At 70.0% G+C, this 15,852-nt stretch carries 15 protein-coding genes; 11 read left to right on the forward strand and 4 right to left on the reverse strand.

Annotation, left to right across the window (positions count from 1 at the left end):
* Positions 1–43 precede the first annotated feature (43 nt).
* Complete coding sequence (locus tag AL346_RS22425) at positions 44–1,372, forward strand: MmgE/PrpD family protein (protein WP_019403343.1); 1,329 nt, start codon at positions 44–46, stop codon at positions 1,370–1,372.
* Between the two features lie 12 nt (positions 1,373–1,384).
* On the opposite strand, the gene AL346_RS22430 is transcribed toward AL346_RS22425, so the two are convergent.
* The gene (locus AL346_RS22430) at positions 1,385–2,227 is read right to left on the reverse strand and encodes a MaoC family dehydratase N-terminal domain-containing protein (RefSeq protein ID WP_019403342.1); all 843 of its coding nucleotides are present in this window, start codon (positions 2,225–2,227) and stop codon (positions 1,385–1,387) included.
* A gap of 7 nt (positions 2,228–2,234) precedes the next feature.
* Positions 2,235–3,392 carry an acyl-CoA dehydrogenase family protein gene (locus AL346_RS22435; RefSeq protein WP_019403341.1) on the reverse strand — a complete coding sequence of 386 codons (1,158 nt, stop codon included), beginning with the start codon at positions 3,390–3,392 and terminating at the stop codon, positions 2,235–2,237.
* Positions 3,393–3,501: 109 nt separating this feature from the next.
* On the opposite strand from AL346_RS22435, the gene AL346_RS22440 reads away from it, so the two are divergent.
* The gene (locus AL346_RS22440; protein WP_019403340.1) at positions 3,502–4,470 is read left to right on the forward strand and encodes a LysR family transcriptional regulator; all 969 of its coding nucleotides are present in this window, start codon (positions 3,502–3,504) and stop codon (positions 4,468–4,470) included.
* Here the strand turns inward: AL346_RS22440 and AL346_RS22445 are convergent, their stop codons facing one another.
* Positions 4,471–5,607 (reverse strand): CaiB/BaiF CoA-transferase family protein, encoded by a 1,137-nt coding sequence (locus tag AL346_RS22445; RefSeq protein ID WP_019403339.1) that lies wholly within the window; start codon positions 5,605–5,607, stop codon positions 4,471–4,473.
* A 315-nt stretch (positions 5,608–5,922) separates the two neighbouring features.
* Here AL346_RS22445 and AL346_RS22450 point away from each other — a divergent pair, with 315 nt between their 5' ends.
* The 9 genes from AL346_RS22450 to AL346_RS22490 all read left to right on the forward strand — a co-directional run bounded on the left by AL346_RS22450 (position 5,923) and on the right by AL346_RS22490 (position 14,803).
* Positions 5,923–7,161 carry an ABC transporter substrate-binding protein gene (locus AL346_RS22450; RefSeq protein WP_156332951.1) on the forward strand — a complete coding sequence of 413 codons (1,239 nt, stop codon included), beginning with the start codon at positions 5,923–5,925 and terminating at the stop codon, positions 7,159–7,161.
* Positions 7,162–7,242: 81 nt separating this feature from the next.
* The gene (locus AL346_RS22455; RefSeq protein WP_019403337.1) at positions 7,243–8,145 is read left to right on the forward strand and encodes a branched-chain amino acid ABC transporter permease; all 903 of its coding nucleotides are present in this window, start codon (positions 7,243–7,245) and stop codon (positions 8,143–8,145) included.
* A 3-nt stretch (positions 8,146–8,148) separates the two neighbouring features.
* Positions 8,149–9,195, forward strand: coding sequence for a branched-chain amino acid ABC transporter permease (locus AL346_RS22460; RefSeq protein ID WP_019403336.1), 1,047 nt, complete (start codon positions 8,149–8,151; stop codon positions 9,193–9,195).
* Positions 9,192–9,932, forward strand: a complete 741-nt coding sequence (locus AL346_RS22465; protein WP_019403335.1) for an ABC transporter ATP-binding protein — start codon at positions 9,192–9,194, stop codon at positions 9,930–9,932. Before AL346_RS22460 ends, AL346_RS22465 begins: the two co-directional genes overlap by 4 nt.
* Before the next feature lie 4 nt (positions 9,933–9,936).
* Positions 9,937–10,599, forward strand: a complete 663-nt coding sequence (locus AL346_RS22470; RefSeq protein ID WP_019403334.1) for an ABC transporter ATP-binding protein — start codon at positions 9,937–9,939, stop codon at positions 10,597–10,599.
* 11 nt (positions 10,600–10,610) lie between these two features.
* Complete coding sequence (locus AL346_RS22475; protein ID WP_019403333.1) at positions 10,611–12,098, forward strand: aldehyde dehydrogenase family protein; 1,488 nt, start codon at positions 10,611–10,613, stop codon at positions 12,096–12,098.
* Between the two features lie 22 nt (positions 12,099–12,120).
* The gene (locus tag AL346_RS22480) at positions 12,121–12,873 is read left to right on the forward strand and encodes a glucose 1-dehydrogenase (RefSeq protein WP_019403332.1); all 753 of its coding nucleotides are present in this window, start codon (positions 12,121–12,123) and stop codon (positions 12,871–12,873) included.
* 89 nt (positions 12,874–12,962) lie between these two features.
* On the forward strand, positions 12,963–13,946 hold the full coding sequence (locus AL346_RS22485; RefSeq protein WP_019403331.1) for an MBL fold metallo-hydrolase: 984 nt from the start codon (positions 12,963–12,965) through the stop codon (positions 13,944–13,946).
* A gap of 47 nt (positions 13,947–13,993) precedes the next feature.
* Positions 13,994–14,803 carry an aldolase/citrate lyase family protein gene (locus tag AL346_RS22490; protein WP_019403330.1) on the forward strand — a complete coding sequence of 270 codons (810 nt, stop codon included), beginning with the start codon at positions 13,994–13,996 and terminating at the stop codon, positions 14,801–14,803.
* 5 nt (positions 14,804–14,808) lie between these two features.
* On the opposite strand, the gene AL346_RS22495 is transcribed toward AL346_RS22490, so the two are convergent.
* Positions 14,809–15,846, reverse strand: coding sequence for a LacI family DNA-binding transcriptional regulator (locus tag AL346_RS22495; protein ID WP_019403329.1), 1,038 nt, complete (start codon positions 15,844–15,846; stop codon positions 14,809–14,811).
* Positions 15,847–15,852: the final 6 nt, after the last annotated feature.

Genomic DNA, 15,852 nt, shown 5'->3' on the forward strand with positions numbered 1-15,852 from the left:
GGAGGAAAATCGCATCCCATCGCGGCCGAAGGGAGACAAGCGCATGAGCCTGACGTCCGAACTCGTTCGCCTCATCCGGGCAAGACGGGTGGGCGAGGACGACCTCGAACGGGCGGCGCTCTTCGTCGTCGACACGCTCGCCTGCGCCGTCGGCGCGCGCGATACGGCGCCGGCGCGGGCCATCGCCGCGGTCGCGCCGTGGGGCACGGGGGACATCGGCCGGCAGGCGTTCCATTTCGGTGGCCTCGCCCATATCCTCGAGCTCGACGACCTGCACCGCACCTCCGTCACGCATCCGGGAACCGTGATCATCCCGGCCGCGGCGGCGCTCGCCGAAACGGGCGGCGCAGATGGCCGGGCCTTTCTCACGGCGGTCCTCCACGGGTACGAGGCCTGCTGCCGCATCGGCAACGCCGTCGGCAAGGCCCATTACCGCGTCTGGCACAACACCGCGACCTGCGGGCCCTTCGGTGCCGCCATGGCTGCGGCGCATCTCATCGGGCTCGACGACGAGCGCACGGTCTGGGCGCTGGGCAATGCCGGCACGCAGGCGAGCGGGCTGTGGGAGTTTCTCGCCGCCGGCGCCATGAGCAAGCATCTGCACACCGCCCGCGCCGCCGAATCCGGCGTCCTTGCCGCGCTGCTGGCGCGCGAGGGCTTCACCGGTCCGGCCTCGATCCTCGAGGGCGAGAAAGGGTTCTTCGTCGGCCTGTGCCCGGACCCCGATCCGGAAGCCGTCCTCGCCGACCCTGCCGCGCCGTGGCAGCTCGCGCTCACCTCGATCAAGCCCTGGCCGTGCTGCCGGCACACGCACCCGGCCATCGATGCAGCCATCGCGCTCCATGGCCGTATCGCCGGGCGGCTCATCGCGGACGTCGCTATCGGCACCTACCGCGCCGGCATCGACGTCTGCGACCGGCCGAAGCCGCGGGAGCCCTACGGCGCCAAGTTCTCGCTGCAGCATTGCGTCGCCGCGGCGCTCGCGGATGGCAAGGTCGTGCAAGCGAGCTTCGAGGCCGAAGCCCGCGAGCGGCTCGCCGACCTGCGGGCGAGGACCGCGCTCGCGCTCGATGAAGCCGTCAACGCCGGCTATCCCGGCGCATGGGGGGCGAAGGTCGCCGTGACGCTCGCGGGCGGCGAACGACTTGAAGAGGTCCGCGCCGTCTGCAAGGGCGATCCCGACTATCCGCTGACGCGCGAGGAGTTGAGCGAAAAGGCCCTCGACCTCTTCGCCCTCGGCGGCGTGGCGCGGGCCGAAGCCGGCCGGACCATCGACGCCGTCTACGCCATGGCGAAAGGCGCGCCGGTCGCGCAGCTGTTCTCGCAATGTTTCACCGGCCCGGCCGGACGGGCGAGCGCGGCGGCGATGTAGGCTGCGCGTTCGTCAGGCGAAGGTCACGGTCGCCGTCATCACCAGCCGCTCGTCCTCGGCGCGTGCCTCGAAGACGGGCGCGGCCTCCGGTCCGGCAGTCCGCACGAGGCGCAGTGGCGTGCCGCAGAAGAGCGGCGAGGCGGCGCGGAAGCTGAAAGCGGCGACGTCGCGCCCGCCTTGCGAGCGCCGGGCGTACTCGAACAGCAGCATGGCGATCAGCGGCCCGTGCACGATGAGGCCGGGATAGCCCTCGACGCCGGTGACATAGGGGTGGTCGTAGTGGATGCGGTGGCCGTTGAAGGTCAGCGCCGAGAAGCGGAACAGCATCACCTCGTCCGGCGTGACGGTCTCTTCGGCCTCGACCGGGCGCTCTGCCCGCGACGCAGGGGCGGGCGGCGCGCCGGGCTGGGCGGCCTCGCGATAGACGATGTCGTGCTCCTCGGTGACGGCGAGGACGCCGCCCTGGCTCACCTCGTGGCGTACGGTGACGAAGGCGAGCGCGCCGGTGCGGCCCGTCTTCTCGGCGAGCGAGGCGACCGTCGAGACCCGCTCGGCCGCCGCGCCGAAGGCGAGCCTGGCGGGGAAGGTGAAGCGCCCGCCGGCATACATGCGCCGGGGCAGGGGGATCGGCGGCAGGAAGCCCCCCTTGGCGGCATGGCCGTCCGGCCCGATGTCGGCGCGGGGCGTCGCGTCGAGGAAGTAGAGCCAGTGCCACAGCGGCGGCAGGGTCGCCGTGTCGGGATGATAGGAGGTGGTCAGGTCGCCGAGCGTCGCCGCGAGGCGCACGGCCGGGCTGTGGACGATGTCGTCGCTGCGCCGCTCGCTGCGGCCGAGCCAGGCGTTCCAGTCGCTCATGATGGCCTCAGAAGGAGCGCGGCAGGCCGAGCACCTTCTCGGCCACGTGCGACAGGATGAGGTTGGTCGAGATCGGCGCCACCTGGTAGAGCCGCGTCTCGCGGAACTTGCGCTCGACGTCGTATTCCTCGGCGAAGCCGAATCCGCCGTGCGTCTGCAGGCAGGTGTCGGCCGCGTGCCACGAGGCCTCCGAGGCGAGGAGCTTGGCCATGTTCGCCTCCGCTCCGCAGGGCTGGCCGCTGTCGTAGAGCCCGATGGCGTGGGCGACGGCGAGGCGCGCGGCGTGCAGCTCGACATAGTTGCGGGCGATGGGGAACTGGATGCCCTGGTTCTGGCCGATGGGCCGGCCGAAGACCTTGCGCTCGCTGGCGTAGTGGGTGGCCTTCTCGATGAACCAGCGGGCGTCGCCCACGCATTCGGCGGCGATCAGGATGCGCTCGGCGTTCATGCCGTCGAGGATGTAGCGGAAGCCCTTGTGCTCCTCGCCGATGAGCGCGTCCGCCGGGATCTCGAGCTCGTCGAAGAACACCTCGGTCGTGGCGTGGTTGATCATGGTGGGGATCGGGCTGATGCGCAGCCGGCCGGGGGGCGCCGCCTTCATGTCGACGAGGAAGACCGACAGCCCGTCCGTGCGCGACGGCAGCGAGCCCTTCGGCGCCGTGCGGGCGAGCAGGATCATGAGGTCGGAATGCTCGGCGCGGCTCGTCCACACCTTCTGGCCGCGCACCACATAGGTGTCGCCGCGCCGCTCGGCCGTCGTCGTGATGGAGAGCGTGTCCGTGCCGGCGCCGGGCTCGGTCACGCCGAAGGCCTGCAGTCGCAGCTCGCCGCTCGCGATCTTCGGCAGGTATCGCTTCTTCTGCGCCTCGCTGCCGTGCCGGAGCAGGGTGCCCATGGTGTACATCTGCGCATGGCAGGCGCCGCCGTTGGCGCCGCTCGCGTGCACCTCCTCGAGGATCGCCGCGGCGGCGGCGAGCGGGAGGCCACTGCCGCCGTATTCCTCCGGGATCAGGGCCGCCAGCAGGCCGGCTTCGGCCATGGCGGTGACGAATTCGGTCGGATAGGCGCGCTCGCGGTCGAGCCGGCGCCAGTACTCGCCGGGAAATTTCGCACAGAGCGCCCGCGTCGTCGCACGGACGGGTTCGAGATCCATGTCTTCCTGCATGCCGGACGGTCTCGCGTTCATGGCCGGGTCGGCTCCCTCATGCTGCAGCGCGACCGTGCGGGGCGATGGGGCATATTGCAAAGATATTTTGGAGCTGGCGCCGATAAGATTGTGCTATATCGTCGCCACCATGGACATCCGTCATCTGCGCTATTTCGTGGCCATCGCCGAGGAGGGCTCGCTCTCCCGCGCGGCCGAGCGCGTGCATGTCGCCCAGCCGGCGCTCAGCCAGCACGTGCGCAACATGGAGCTCGACCTCAAGACCGAGCTGCTCTTCCGCACCTCGCGCGGCGTGCAGCTGACCGAGGCGGGCGAGCGGCTCGTGGCCCAGGCGAGGCATCTTCTCGAGGCCTTCGATGCCCTGCCGGACCAGGTGCGCGGCGACAGCGTCGCGCCCTCGGGCGAGGTGCGCTTCGGCGTGCCGGGCACGGTGAGCCAGGTCCTGAGCGCCCGGCTCATCAAGGAGACGGCGAAGCGCTATCCCCGCATCAAGCTGCGAGTGGCGGAAGCGATGAGCGGCTTCATCCTCGACTGGCTGCGCGAGGGCAAGATCGACATCGCGGTGCTCTACCGCGGCATCGACGGGCGCGGCCTGAAGCTCTCGCATGTGCTGTCGGAGGAGCTGCTGCTGTTCGGCCCGGCCGATGCGACACTCGACGATGCCCGGCCGTTCCGCGATCCCATCGACTACGCGCGGGCGATCGCCCTGCCGCTGGTCGTGCCGAGCCCCGGCCACGGCCTGCGCGACCTGCTCGACGAGGTGGCGGCGGTCGAGTGCGGGGCCGCGCTCAATGCCGATACGGAGATCGATTCCTACGCGCCCATCAAGACGCTGGTCGAATCGGGCTACGGCTTCTCGATCCTGCCGGCCATGGCCATCAAGGCCGAATGCGCGGCCGGACGCCTGCGCGCCTGGCCGCTGGCGCGGCCGCAGATACGGCGCAAGGTCTTCGTCGCCACGGCGTCCGACCGGCCGCTGCCGGCCGCCGCCGTCGCCATCGAGGCGCTCTGTCACGACATCCTGCGCCAGCTCGTCATCGAGGGCACCTGGGACGCGAGCCTCGCCGAGGCCTCCTGATCATTCCGCCGCGGCGGTGCCGAACTCGCGGCGCAGCGCCTCGTCGTGGCTGCCGAGGGCCGGCACGGGCCCGTAGCTGCGCTCGCCGTCGGTGAAGGTGGCGGCGGGCGAGAAGATGCGCAGCGCACCTCCGGGGGAATCGACCGTGATGAAACGCGCCTGCGGATGTTCGCCGATGTCGGCCACCTCCGACAGGCGCCCGTAGGCGATCCGCGCTTGCTCAAGCCGCTCCACCACCGTCTCGCGGCGAAGACGGCCGAGGGCCTCCTGCACGGCCGCATCGGTTGCGACCCGGTTGTCCACGCGATCGTTGTTGGTGCGGAAACGGGAATCTTCCATCAGCTCCGGCCGCTCCAGCACGTCGGCGCAGAACATCCGCCACTCCGGCTCGTTCTGGATGGAGATGAGGAAGGAGGCGCCATCCGCGCAGGTGAAGATGCCGTAGGGGGCGATGGACGGATGGGCGAGGCCGATGCGCCGGGGCGTCTTGCCGCCGTAGGCATGGGAGATCCACGGCACGTTCATCCAGTCCATCATGGAGTGGAACAGCGAGACCTTGACCCCCGTCCCGCGGCCGGTCTGCGAGCGGGCGATGAGCGCCTCGAGGATCGCCTCATAGGCATGCATGCCGGTGGCGATGTCGCAGACCGAGACGCCGACGCGCGATGGCCCGTCGGGCGTGCCGGTGATCGCGGCGAGCCCGCTCTCGGCCTGCACGAGCAGGTCGTAGGCCTTGCGCTCGCGCATGGGGCCGCTGTCGCCATAGCCCGAGATGTCGCAGGTGATGAGCCGCGGATGCTCGCGGCGCAGCGCCTCGCTGCCGATGCCGAGGCGGTCCGTGGCGCCGGGTGCGAGGTTCTGGATGAAGACGTCGGCCTCCGCGATCATCGCCTGCACCAGGGCGAGATCCTGCGGGTTGCGCAGGTCGACGCGGCAGGACTGCTTGCCGCGGTTGAGCCAGACGAAATAGGAGGAGGAGCCCTTGGCGAAGCGGTCGTAGCCGCGGGAGAAGTCGCCCTCGGCCCGCTCCAGCTTGATGACGCGCGCCCCGGCATCGGCGAGCCGGCACGAGGCATAGGGCGCCGCAACCGCCTGTTCCAGCGTCACGACCAGAAGTCCGCTCAACGGCCTCGGCATATGTCCTCCCCGAGCATTTGTCGTCCATCCTGCGCCGCCCTAGGCGAGAGGTGCCAATACAGAAGCAATATCCGGGCTATAAGCTCGCCTTCCACCTGCCGGCCATCACGAGGCCACCAAGAACATTTGCTTATACCGGCCAAAGCAACTCTGTCTTTGCTTTGCAGGCAAAACTCCCCGAGCGTCTTCGATGTCGAATTCAGGCCCGGAAGAGGCCGACATCATCATCAGGGAGGATCAGCCGTGAAGCATGGCGGAAAGCTGGCCGCATTGGCGGCCGGGCTCGGACTGTCGCTCATCCTGTCTGCGCCGGCGATGGCGCAGCAGAAGCCGGCCGAGATCAAGGTCGGCATCACCACCTTCACCTCGGGCGCGGCTTCGGTCTTCGGCGTGCCGGGCAAGCAGGCGGCCGAGATGCTGGCCGAGCGCATCAACAAGAAGGGCGGCATCCAGGGCGTGCCGCTGAAGCTCTATTTCATCGACGAGGGTGCCGGCGCCGAGACGCTGACGGCCGAATACCGCCGCCTCGTCGAGAGCGAGAAGGTCGACGTCACCATGGCGGCGATCTCCTCCGGCAACTGCGTCAACCTCACGCCGCTCGCCGAGGACCTCAAGGTGCTCAACCTGATGTGGGACTGCGGCACGCAGCGCATCTTCGAGGAGGGCGAGCACCGCTACAACTACCGCACCCAGGCCAATGCGACGCCGGAGATGATGGCGGCGCTGCTCTATCTCCTCAAGACGAAGCCCGATTTCAAGACCATCGCCGTCGTCAACCAGGACTACGCCTGGGGCCGCGACAGCTGGCAGCTCTTCTCGGCCGCGCTCAAGAAGCTGAAGCCGGATGTTCAGGTGGTGGCGGAGCTCTTCCCGAAGCTCGGCGCGCCGGATTTCTCGGCCGAGATCTCGCGGCTGCTCGCCGCCCGCCCGGACGTCATCCTCTCCACCTCCTGGGGCGGCGACCTCGACACCCTGGTGCGGCAGGCGAACCAGCGCGGCCTCTTCCGCATGTCGACCTTCGTGCTGCCGCTCGCCGAATCCTCGCTGCAGCGCCTCGCCGGCGAGCTGCCGGACGGTGTCATCGTCGGCGCCCGCGGCGATCACTACTTCCTGCATCCGGAGTACAAGGACGACGCCGATTTCAAGAGCTTCGTCGAGGAGTTCAAGCAGCGGACCGGCGCCTATCCGATCTATCCCGCCTTCCACATGGCCCAGGCCTTCGCGGCGCTCGAAGCCGCCTATGACAAGGCTGCGGCGGCGAACGGCGGCGCCTTCCCGGACAAGGAGAAGGTGGTCGACGCCATGGACGGCCTGAAGTTCCGCGGCTACGGCCGGCCCATCACCATCCGGCCCGACAACCAGGGGCTCGAGGCGCAGCTCATCGGCGTCACCCGCACCACCGGCGATCATCCGTTCCCCATCATCGACGACATGATGATCTTCGATGCCGAGGCCATCATGGCCCCGTCCGGCGGCAAGTCGCTCGAATGGATCGAGGGCCTCGGCGCCGGCTTCATCGAGACGCCAGCCAAGGAATACAAGCACGGTAAGTGACTTCTTGCGCCCGGGGCCGTGTGCCCCGGGCGTCCGGCCGTCCGTCATTCCTGGCGCAGCATTCCTGGTGCAGCGGGTCCGATGTCACACATCATCATCCTCGCCGTCCTCGACGGGGTCGCCTACGGCTCCCTCGTCTTCCTCGTCGCCGTCGGCCTGACGCTCGTCTTCGGCGTCATGCGCATCCTCAACGTGGCGCACGGCAGCTTCTATGCCCTCGGCGCCTATGCGGCGGCGAGCCTCGGCCTCGGGCTCTCGGCCCTCGGCCTGTCGCCCTGGCTGAGCTATCCGCTCTTCGTCGTGGCGGCCGCGGCTGTCGGCGTCGTGGTCGGCGGTGCGCTGGAGCGTTTCCTGCTGCAGCGGATCTACCGGCACGAGGAGGCGCTGCAGCTGCTCGTCACCTTCGCCGTCTTCATGATCCTCGACAATGCCCAGCGCCTGATCTGGGGCGTGCAGCCCTATTTCTACAGCGAGCCGCTGCGCCTTCTCGGCAATGTCGCCGTCGCCGGCATCACCTATACGGCCTATCAGGTGGTGTTCCTGCCGCTCGTCGCCATCGCCGTTCTCCTCGCGCTGCGCCTCTTCCTGCGCCGCACGCTCGCCGGCGCCGTCATCGTGGCCGTGACCGAGGATCGCGAGGCGGCGACCGCCATCGGCATCAACGCGAGCCGCGTCTTCCTCCTCACCTTTGTCATCGGCACGACGCTCGCCTCGCTCGGCGGCGCGCTCGCGGCGCCGACCACCTCGATCCTTCCTGGCATGGGGGCGGACATGATCGTGCTGTCCTTCGCCGTCGCGGCGACGGCCGGTCTCGGCCAGATCGAGGGCGCGGCGGTCGCGGCGCTCGCCATCGGCCTCGGCCGCTCCTTCGCCGTCTTCTTCGCTCCCGAGCTCGAGGTGCTGATGCCCTATCTCATCATGGTGCTCGTCCTCCTCGTGAGGCCCGAGGGCCTCTTCGGCAAAGCCACGGCGCGGAAGATCTGAGCCATGGCGACGAACAGCTCCCTCCGTCTCGCCCTCCTTGCCGTCGCCGCGCTCGTGGCCGTCGCCTATCCCATCGTCTCGGGCTCGTCCGGCAGCTTTCTCACCATCGTCTGGGCGAAGGCGCTGCCGGTGCTCGGCATCATCCTTCTCCTGCAGGCGGGCCAGGTGTCCTTCGGCCACGCGATGTTCTTCGCCGTCGGGGCCTACACCATCGGCTTCGTCGGCCGCGCCATGGCGGGCGGGGAACTGGTGCTGCTCCTCGTCGCGGCGGCGTTCGCCTCGCTTCTCGCGGGCCTTCTCGTCGGCGTCTTCGTGGTGCGTTACCGCTACATCTTCTTCGGCATGCTGAACCTCGCCTTCTCCATGGTGCTGTTCTCGATGCTGGAGAAGTTCATCCACGTTACCGGCGGCTCGGACGGGCTGCGCATCGCGCGCCCCACCATCCTCGGCGAGGCCATGGGGCGCGCGCAATATGAGACCATTCTCTACTATGTCTCGCTCGCCATCCTCGCCCTTGCGCTCTATGGCGGCGCACGCTTCCTCGACAGTCCGCTCGGCCATGCGCTGAAAGCCATCAAGTCGAACGAGACGCGCGTCGAATATCTCGGCATCTCGGCCCGCCTCGTGCTCCTCGTCGCCTATGTGGCCTCGGCCGTGCTCGCCGGCCTCGGCGGTGCGCTCGTCGGTGCCATCCAGGGCATCGCGACGCCCGACTATGCCTATTGGGTGCGCTCGGGCGAGTTCGTCTTCGTCGCCATCCTCGGCGGCACGGGCCATGTCGCCGGGGCGCTCGCGGGGGCCTTCGTTTACGAGTTCATCCGCTCCTCCGCCGCCGCCTATGTGGGCGATACCTGGCAGATGACGCTCGGCATCGTCCTTCTCGCCGTCATCCTCTTCGCCCCGCGCGGCATCGTCGGCATGGCGGCGGATCTGTGGGGCCGGCTCACGGGCGGCCCCGCCCGCGCCGAGCCCGCCCCTGAGGAGGCGGACGCGCCGGACGCGCCCGCGCGCGAGCCCCAGCCCCTTCGCATCATGGGAGGCGGCCGATGAGCGCGCTCATTTCCGCCCGCGACATCGCCATCCGCTTCGGTGGCGTCGTCGCAGCCGACGGCGTCTCGCTCGATGTCTTCGCCGGCGATCACCTCGCCATCATCGGCCCGAACGGGGCGGGCAAGACGACCTTCCTCAACATCTGCACCGGCTACCTGAAGCCCCAGGGCGGGACTGTGCAGTTCAAGGGGCGCGACATTCTCGGCTCCTCGCCGCGGGCCATCACGCGCCTCGGCATCGCCCGCGCCTTCCAGATCCCGCAGCTGTTCCTCGAGCAGAGCGTGCGCGAGAACATGCTGATCGCCGCCGCATCGCAGGCGCGGCGCTTCGCCCCCTTCGCGCGCCTCGCCGACATTCCCGAGCGCGGCGACGTCGAGCACCTGCTCGCCCTCGTCGATTGCGCCGACGTCGCCGACCGCAAGGCGGGGGAACTGCCCGAGGGCAAGCGCAAGCTCGTCGACATCGCGCTCGCCCTCGCGCTCAAGCCGGAGGTGCTGCTGATGGACGAGCCGACCTCGGGCGTCGCCTCCTCGGAGAAGTTCGCCATCATGGACACGCTCGTTGCGGCGCTGAGGGAGCGGGCCGTCACCGCCGTCTTCGTCGAGCACGACATGGAGATGGTCTCCCGCTACGCCAACCGCGTCGCCGTGTGGAGCGCCGGCACCATCAGCCGGCAGGGCCCGCCCGCGGAGGTCCTCAACGACCCCGAGGTCGTGCGCACCGTGATCGGAGGCTGATGCCATGCTGGAACTCGCCGACATCTCGGTCTCCATCGCCGGCACGCCCGTGCTGCGGCGCGTCGCCTTCCGCGTCCGCGAGGGCGAGACCGTCGCCTTCGTCGGCCGCAACGGCGCGGGCAAGACGACGACGCTGCGCGCCCTCATGGGCCTCATCGACTATTCGGGCTCGATCCGGCTCGACGGTCGCGCAATCGACCCGGTGCCGGCGCACGAGCGCCCGGGCCTCGGCATCGGCTATGCGCCGGAGGACCGGCGACTCTTCTCCGCCTTCTCGATCGTGGAGAACATCCTCTTGCCGGCGCGCGTCGCGCGGCTGTCGGCGGCGGAGACGAAGCGCCGGCTCGACCGGGTCTATGCCATCCTGCCGGAGCTTGCGCAGCTTGCCGAGCGCCCGGCCGGCTCCGTCTCGGGCGGGCAGGGCAAGATGGCGGCGCTCGGGCGCGCCCTCATGCTCGGCACGCGGCTCGTGCTTCTCGACGAGCCGTTCCAGGGCCTCGCGCCCGTCCTCGCCAACCGCTACGCCGAGGCGCTGCGCGCCCTGCGCGACGCCGACCGCACGCTTTCGCTCATCATCACCGAATCCAATCCCGCCCTGCTGAAACATTTCGCCGAGCGCACGATCACCATCGAGCGCGGCGAGATCGACCGCCGGGCCGCCGCCTGAAGGATAGCGCCATGACCGTTTCCGCCACCGCCAAGCGGCGCGAGGCCGCCCGGCTCGTGCCCGCCAAGGGCGTCTTCATCGACAACGAATGGCAGCCGTGCGAGAGCGGCGGCACCATCGACGTCTTCGCCCCCGCCGACGGCAAGCCCTTCGCCCAGATCGCCGCCGGCAATGCCACGGACATCGACAAGGCCGTCAAAGCCGCGCGCCGCGCCTACGAGACGGGTGCCTGGGGACGCCTCACCGCCGTCGAGCGCGGGCGGCTCCTCTCGCGCCTCGGCGAGGCCGTCCTTGATGCCGCCGAGGATCTCGCCCGGCTCGAGGCGCGCGACACTGGCAAGCCGATGAAACAGGCGCGGGCCGACATCGCGGCGCTCGCGCGCTATTTCGAGTTCTACGGCGGCGCGGCCGACAAGTTCCACGGCGAGACGATCCCCTTCCTCAAGGGCTATTTCGTCGCCACTGAGCGCGCCCCGCACGGGGTGACCGGCCATATCATCCCCTGGAACTATCCGGCGCAGATGTTCGGCCGCACGCTGGCGCCGGCGCTCGCCGTCGGCAATGCCACCGTCATCAAGCCGGCGGAGGAGGCCTGCCTGACGCCGCTGCGCGTGGCTGAGATGGCGGCGGAGGTCGGCTTCCCGGAAGGGGCGATCAACGTCGTGCCGGGCCTCGGCGGCGTCGCCGGACGCGCGCTGTCGGAGCATCCGGACATCGACTTCATCTCTTTCACCGGCAGTCCGGAGGTGGGCGTGCTCATCCAGACCGCGGCGGCGCGCAACCACATCGGCTGCACGCTCGAGCTCGGCGGCAAGTCGCCCCAGATCGTCTTCGCCGACGTCGACCTCGATGCGGCGCTGCCGACCCTCGTCAACGCCATCGTCCAGAACGCCGGCCAGACCTGCTCGGCGGGCTCGCGCCTCCTTGTCGAGCGCTCGGCCTATGACCGCATCGTCGCTGCCGTCGTCGAGCGCTTCGCGACCCTGCGTGCCGGCACGCCGGAGATGGACCTCGACCTTGGGCCGATCATCAGCGCCCGGCAGAAGGCGCGCGTCGAGCAATTCTGCAACGGCGCCGGCGCGGACGGCATCGACCTCCTTGCCGAGGGCCGCATCGCCGAGGGCACGCCGGCCGAGGGCTATTTCGTCGCGCCGAGGCTCTTCGGCCCCGTGCCGCGCACCAACGCGCTGGCGCGCGAGGAGGTGTTCGGCCCGGTGATGGCGGTCATCCCTTTCGACGACGAGGCCGATGCGGTGGCGCTCGCCAACGGCACCGACTACGGGCTCATCGCCGGGGTGTGGACCGAGAACGCCAGCCGGGCGACGCGCGTCGCCCGCGCGATCCGCGCCGGCCAGGTCTATGTCAACGCCTACGGCGCGGGCGGCGGCATCGAACTGCCCTTCGGCGGCATGAAGAAGTCGGGCCACGGCCGCGAGAAGGGCTTCGCGGCGCTCCACGACTTCTCGACGCTGCGCACCATCGTCTTCAAGCACAACTGAAAAGAACGGGAAGGAACGCACCATGCGGCTCAAGGACAAGTCGGCGCTGGTCACGGGCGGCGCCTCGGGCTTCGGCGCCGAGATCGCCGCGACCTTCGCCCGCGAGGGCGCCCGGGTCGTCATCATGGACCTCAACGGCGAGGGCGCGGAGAAGATGGCGGCGTCCATCGGCTCCGCCGCCCGCGCGGTCGCCGGCGACGTGACGAAGGCGGCCGACATCGAGAGGGCCGTGGCGGCGACGACCGGGCACGGCGGCGGACGCATCGACATCGTCGTCAACAATGCCGGCTGGACGCACCGCAACAAGCCCATGCTGGAGGTGAGCGAGGAGGAGTTCGACCGCGTCTACGACATCAACGTCAAGTCGATCTTCCACATGACGCGGGCCGTGGTGCCGCTGATGCGCGCGGCCGGCGGCGGCGCCATCGTCAATATCGGCTCCACCGCCGGCATCCGGCCGCGGCCGGGGCTGACCTGGTACAACTCGACCAAGGGGGCGGTGAACCTGTTGTCCCGGTCCATGGCGGTCGAACTCGCGCCGGACAGGATCCGCGTCAACTGCATCGCCCCGGTCCTCGGCGCCACCGGCCTCTTGGAAGCCTTCATCGGCGCGCCCGACACGCCGGAGAATCGGGCTAAGTTCCTCGCCACCATCCCGCTCGGGCGCCTCTCGACGCCGCGCGACATCGCCAATGCCTGCCTCTTCCTCGCCTCCGGCGAGGCGGAGTTCGTCACCGGCGTCGTGCTGGAGGTCGACGGCGGACGCACGATCTGAGGGCGGAACGAAGTGGAGTGCCGGGCCGGGCATCCGGGCCCGAGGCGTTGCAAGCGGATGCGGGCAAAAGCCAAGTGGAGGGACGTTCGATGAAGAGTCTCGACTTCAAGCTGTCGCGTCGTCAGCTCGTCCGGGGAGCCGCCGCGGGCGGCGCGCTCGCCCTGGTGCATCCGGGCGGCCTCCTCGCCAAGGCGCCGATGATCGGCGAGCCGGCACCCTATTATTACCGCTTCAAGTTCGGCGATGCGGAGGCGACCATCGTCTCCGACGGCACGCTGCCGCTCGGTGATCCGCATACCAATTTCCTCGGCCTCTCGCCGCAGGAGATGGACCAGCAGCTCACCGACAACTTCCTGCCGCTGTCGAACGCGGTGCTCGAGCAGAACGTGCTCATCCTCAACACCGGCGACCGGCTCGTCCTCTTCGACACCGGCATGGGCAGCCTGAAGCTCTTCGGCCCGACGACGGGCAAGCTGCTCAATTCCATGAAGCAGGCCGGCATCGACCCGAAGGACATCGACGCCGTGGTGATGAGCCATGCGCATATCGACCACTGCGGCGGCTGCATGGCGGACGACGGCACGCGCCATTTCCCCAATGCGCAGTATTACATTGCCCAGGCCGACTTCGACTTCTGGACCGACGAGACGAAGGTGCCGAAGGACTTCGCGGTCTTCCTCGACACGGCGAAGAAGAACCTCCTGCCCAATCGCGACCGCATGGTCTTCTTCAAGGACGGGGAGGAGTTCCTGCCCGGCATCCAGGCGATTGCCGCGCCGGGGCACACGGTCGGCCACACCATCTTCATGATCACCACGGGCGGCAAGCAGCTCTGCTACATCGGCGATCTCACGCACCATCCCGTGCTGCTCATGAAGAAGCCGCTGACGGAATTCGCCTATGACACGGACCCCAAGCAGGCGGCGCAGTCGCGGGTGAAGATGCTGACCATGCTGGCCGCGAACCGCATCCCCATCCTCGCCTATCACTTCGCCTGGCCGGGCGTCGGCCATGTGGCCAAGGACGGCGAGGGCTTCCGCTACTTCCCCGAGCCGATGAAGATGGAGATGTGAGCACCCTCGGTCGCGGCCGGAGCCGCGGCCGATCGTGCCCTTCAGCAATGACGATGACCGCCGACTTCTCGCTTCTTTCACCCCTTTTCGTTCCCGCCGACAGGCCGGAACGCTTCGCCAAGGCGGCGGCGAGCGGCGCGGGGACGATCATCGTTGATCTGGAGGATGCGGTGGCGCCGGGCGAGAAGGCGGCGGCACGCGCCAATCTCGCCCGCCTGCCGGTAGACGCTTGCCGGGTGCTGGTGCGCATCAACGGGCGGACGAGCGGCTGGTTCGACGACGACCTCGCGGCCGTCGCCGCGTCCGCCGCCCACGGCGTCATGCTGCCCAAGGCGGAGGAGGCGGCCGATATCGCCATCCTGCGTGTGGTCCTCGGCGAGGCAAGGGCGATCGTGCCGCTGGTCGAGACCGCGCGGGGGCTGGCGCAGCTGCCGTCGCTCCTCGCCGCCCCCGGCGTGACGGCGGCAGCCTTCGGGTCGCTCGACTTTGCGCTCGATCTCGGCTGCGAGCACGCGTGGGAGGCCCTGCTCCTGGCGCGCAGCGAGATCGTGCTGCGCTCGCGCCTCGCGGGCCTGCCGGCGCCCGTCGACGGCGTCACCACGGCGCTCGACGAGGAGAGCGCCGCAGCGGATGCACGGCGGGCGGCCGCGCTCGGCTTCGGCGGCAAGCTCGCCGTTCACCCCCGGCAGGTCGCGCCCATCCGGGCCGCGTTCCGGCCGAGCGAGGACGATGTCGCCTGGGCCCGGCGCGTCGTCGCGGCCGCGGCTTCGGGCGCGGCGGTCAAGCTCGACGGGGCCATGGTCGATGCGCCGCTCCTCGCCCGCGCCCGGCGGATCCTCCGCGCGGCAGCATCGTAGGTCGCTCACCCCGCTGGCACGAAGCTGTCGCGCACCGCGAGCCGGGCCTCGATGCGCTCCGCGATGAGCGGCCCGGCCGGATCCTGCTGGCGCCGATCGAGCACGGCGACGGCGCGGGCGGCCATCAGCTCCGGGTCCTGGCGGAAGGTGGTCAGCCGATAGGCGAGCCAGTCGGCCTGGGGAACGTCGTCGAAACCGATCACGGCGACATCGCCGGGCACGGCGAGGCCGAGATCCCTGCGCGCGGCATCCATGACGCCGAGGGCGACGAGGTCGTTGACGCAGAAGACCGCCCGCGGCCGGAGCTTTCCGCCGAGCAGGGCGCGGCCGGCGGCAAGGCCCCCGGCATAGTCCGTGTCGGGCCCACGTTCGACGGCGATCGTCGCGCCGAGGCGGGCGGCCTCGTCGCAGAACGCCTGCTCGCGCTCGACGATGCTCGGCGTCGCCGACCGCGAGCCGGCGAGGCCGAGTTGCCTGAAGCCACGGGCCGCGAAGAGCCGGGCGGCGAGGCGCGCGGCGGCGATATTGTCCACCATCACGTGGTCCGTCTCCGGCTCCGAGCGGCCGATGACGACGAGGGGCTGGCCGTTGCGCCGGGCGAGATCGACGAAGGAGGAGGGCGGCGAGCCGGAGAGGACGATGGTCGCCTCGGCGCGATGGCCGAAGAGCGTCTGCTGGGCCGCGGCGAGCTCGTCCTCCGTCTCGCCCGTGTTGATGAGGAGCGGCACGCTGCCGCGCCGGATGAGGGCCTTGGCGAGCGCGGCGGTGAGATCGGCACGGAAGCCGACCTCGGGCTTGGTCGCGACGATGCCGACGAGGCGGCTGCGGTTGGCGAGGAGGCCGCGCGCGAGGTCGTTGACCTGATAGCCGAGCTCGGCGGCCGCCTGCATCACCTTCTCGCGCGTCTCCTCCGCGATGCTGGCGCCGGGCGTGAAGGCGCGCGAGACGGCCGAGCGCGACACGCCGGCGCGGCGCGCCACGTCTTGGGCGCTGACGAAGCGCGGCTTGCCGGTCGTTCGGCTCCGGGCGGCGGTGTCGTCCAAGGTCCT

The sequence above is a fragment of the Chelatococcus sp. CO-6 genome, assembly GCF_001271345.1.
In the GTDB taxonomy this organism is placed as follows: domain Bacteria; phylum Pseudomonadota; class Alphaproteobacteria; order Rhizobiales; family Beijerinckiaceae; genus Chelatococcus_A; species Chelatococcus_A caeni.

Bases quoted from the DNA above. Each gene is read 5' to 3' on its own strand.
- AL346_RS22425 (WP_019403343.1), top strand. From the start codon at position 44: ATGAGCCTGACGTCCGAACTCGTTCGCCTCATCCGGGCAAGACGGGTG.
- AL346_RS22430 (WP_019403342.1), bottom strand. From the start codon at position 2,227: ATGAGCGACTGGAACGCCTGGCTCGGCCGCAGCGAGCGGCGCAGCGAC.
- AL346_RS22435 (WP_019403341.1), bottom strand. From the start codon at position 3,392: ATGCAGGAAGACATGGATCTCGAACCCGTCCGTGCGACGACGCGGGCG.
- AL346_RS22445 (WP_019403339.1), bottom strand. From the start codon at position 5,607: ATGCCGAGGCCGTTGAGCGGACTTCTGGTCGTGACGCTGGAACAGGCG.
- AL346_RS22450 (WP_156332951.1), top strand. From the start codon at position 5,923: ATGGCGCAGCAGAAGCCGGCCGAGATCAAGGTCGGCATCACCACCTTC.
- AL346_RS22455 (WP_019403337.1), top strand. From the start codon at position 7,243: ATGTCACACATCATCATCCTCGCCGTCCTCGACGGGGTCGCCTACGGC.
- AL346_RS22460 (WP_019403336.1), top strand. From the start codon at position 8,149: ATGGCGACGAACAGCTCCCTCCGTCTCGCCCTCCTTGCCGTCGCCGCG.
- AL346_RS22465 (WP_019403335.1), top strand. From the start codon at position 9,192: ATGAGCGCGCTCATTTCCGCCCGCGACATCGCCATCCGCTTCGGTGGC.
- AL346_RS22470 (WP_019403334.1), top strand. From the start codon at position 9,937: ATGCTGGAACTCGCCGACATCTCGGTCTCCATCGCCGGCACGCCCGTG.
- AL346_RS22475 (WP_019403333.1), top strand. From the start codon at position 10,611: ATGACCGTTTCCGCCACCGCCAAGCGGCGCGAGGCCGCCCGGCTCGTG.
- AL346_RS22480 (WP_019403332.1), top strand. From the start codon at position 12,121: ATGCGGCTCAAGGACAAGTCGGCGCTGGTCACGGGCGGCGCCTCGGGC.
- AL346_RS22485 (WP_019403331.1), top strand. From the start codon at position 12,963: ATGAAGAGTCTCGACTTCAAGCTGTCGCGTCGTCAGCTCGTCCGGGGA.
- AL346_RS22490 (WP_019403330.1), top strand. From the start codon at position 13,994: ATGACGATGACCGCCGACTTCTCGCTTCTTTCACCCCTTTTCGTTCCC.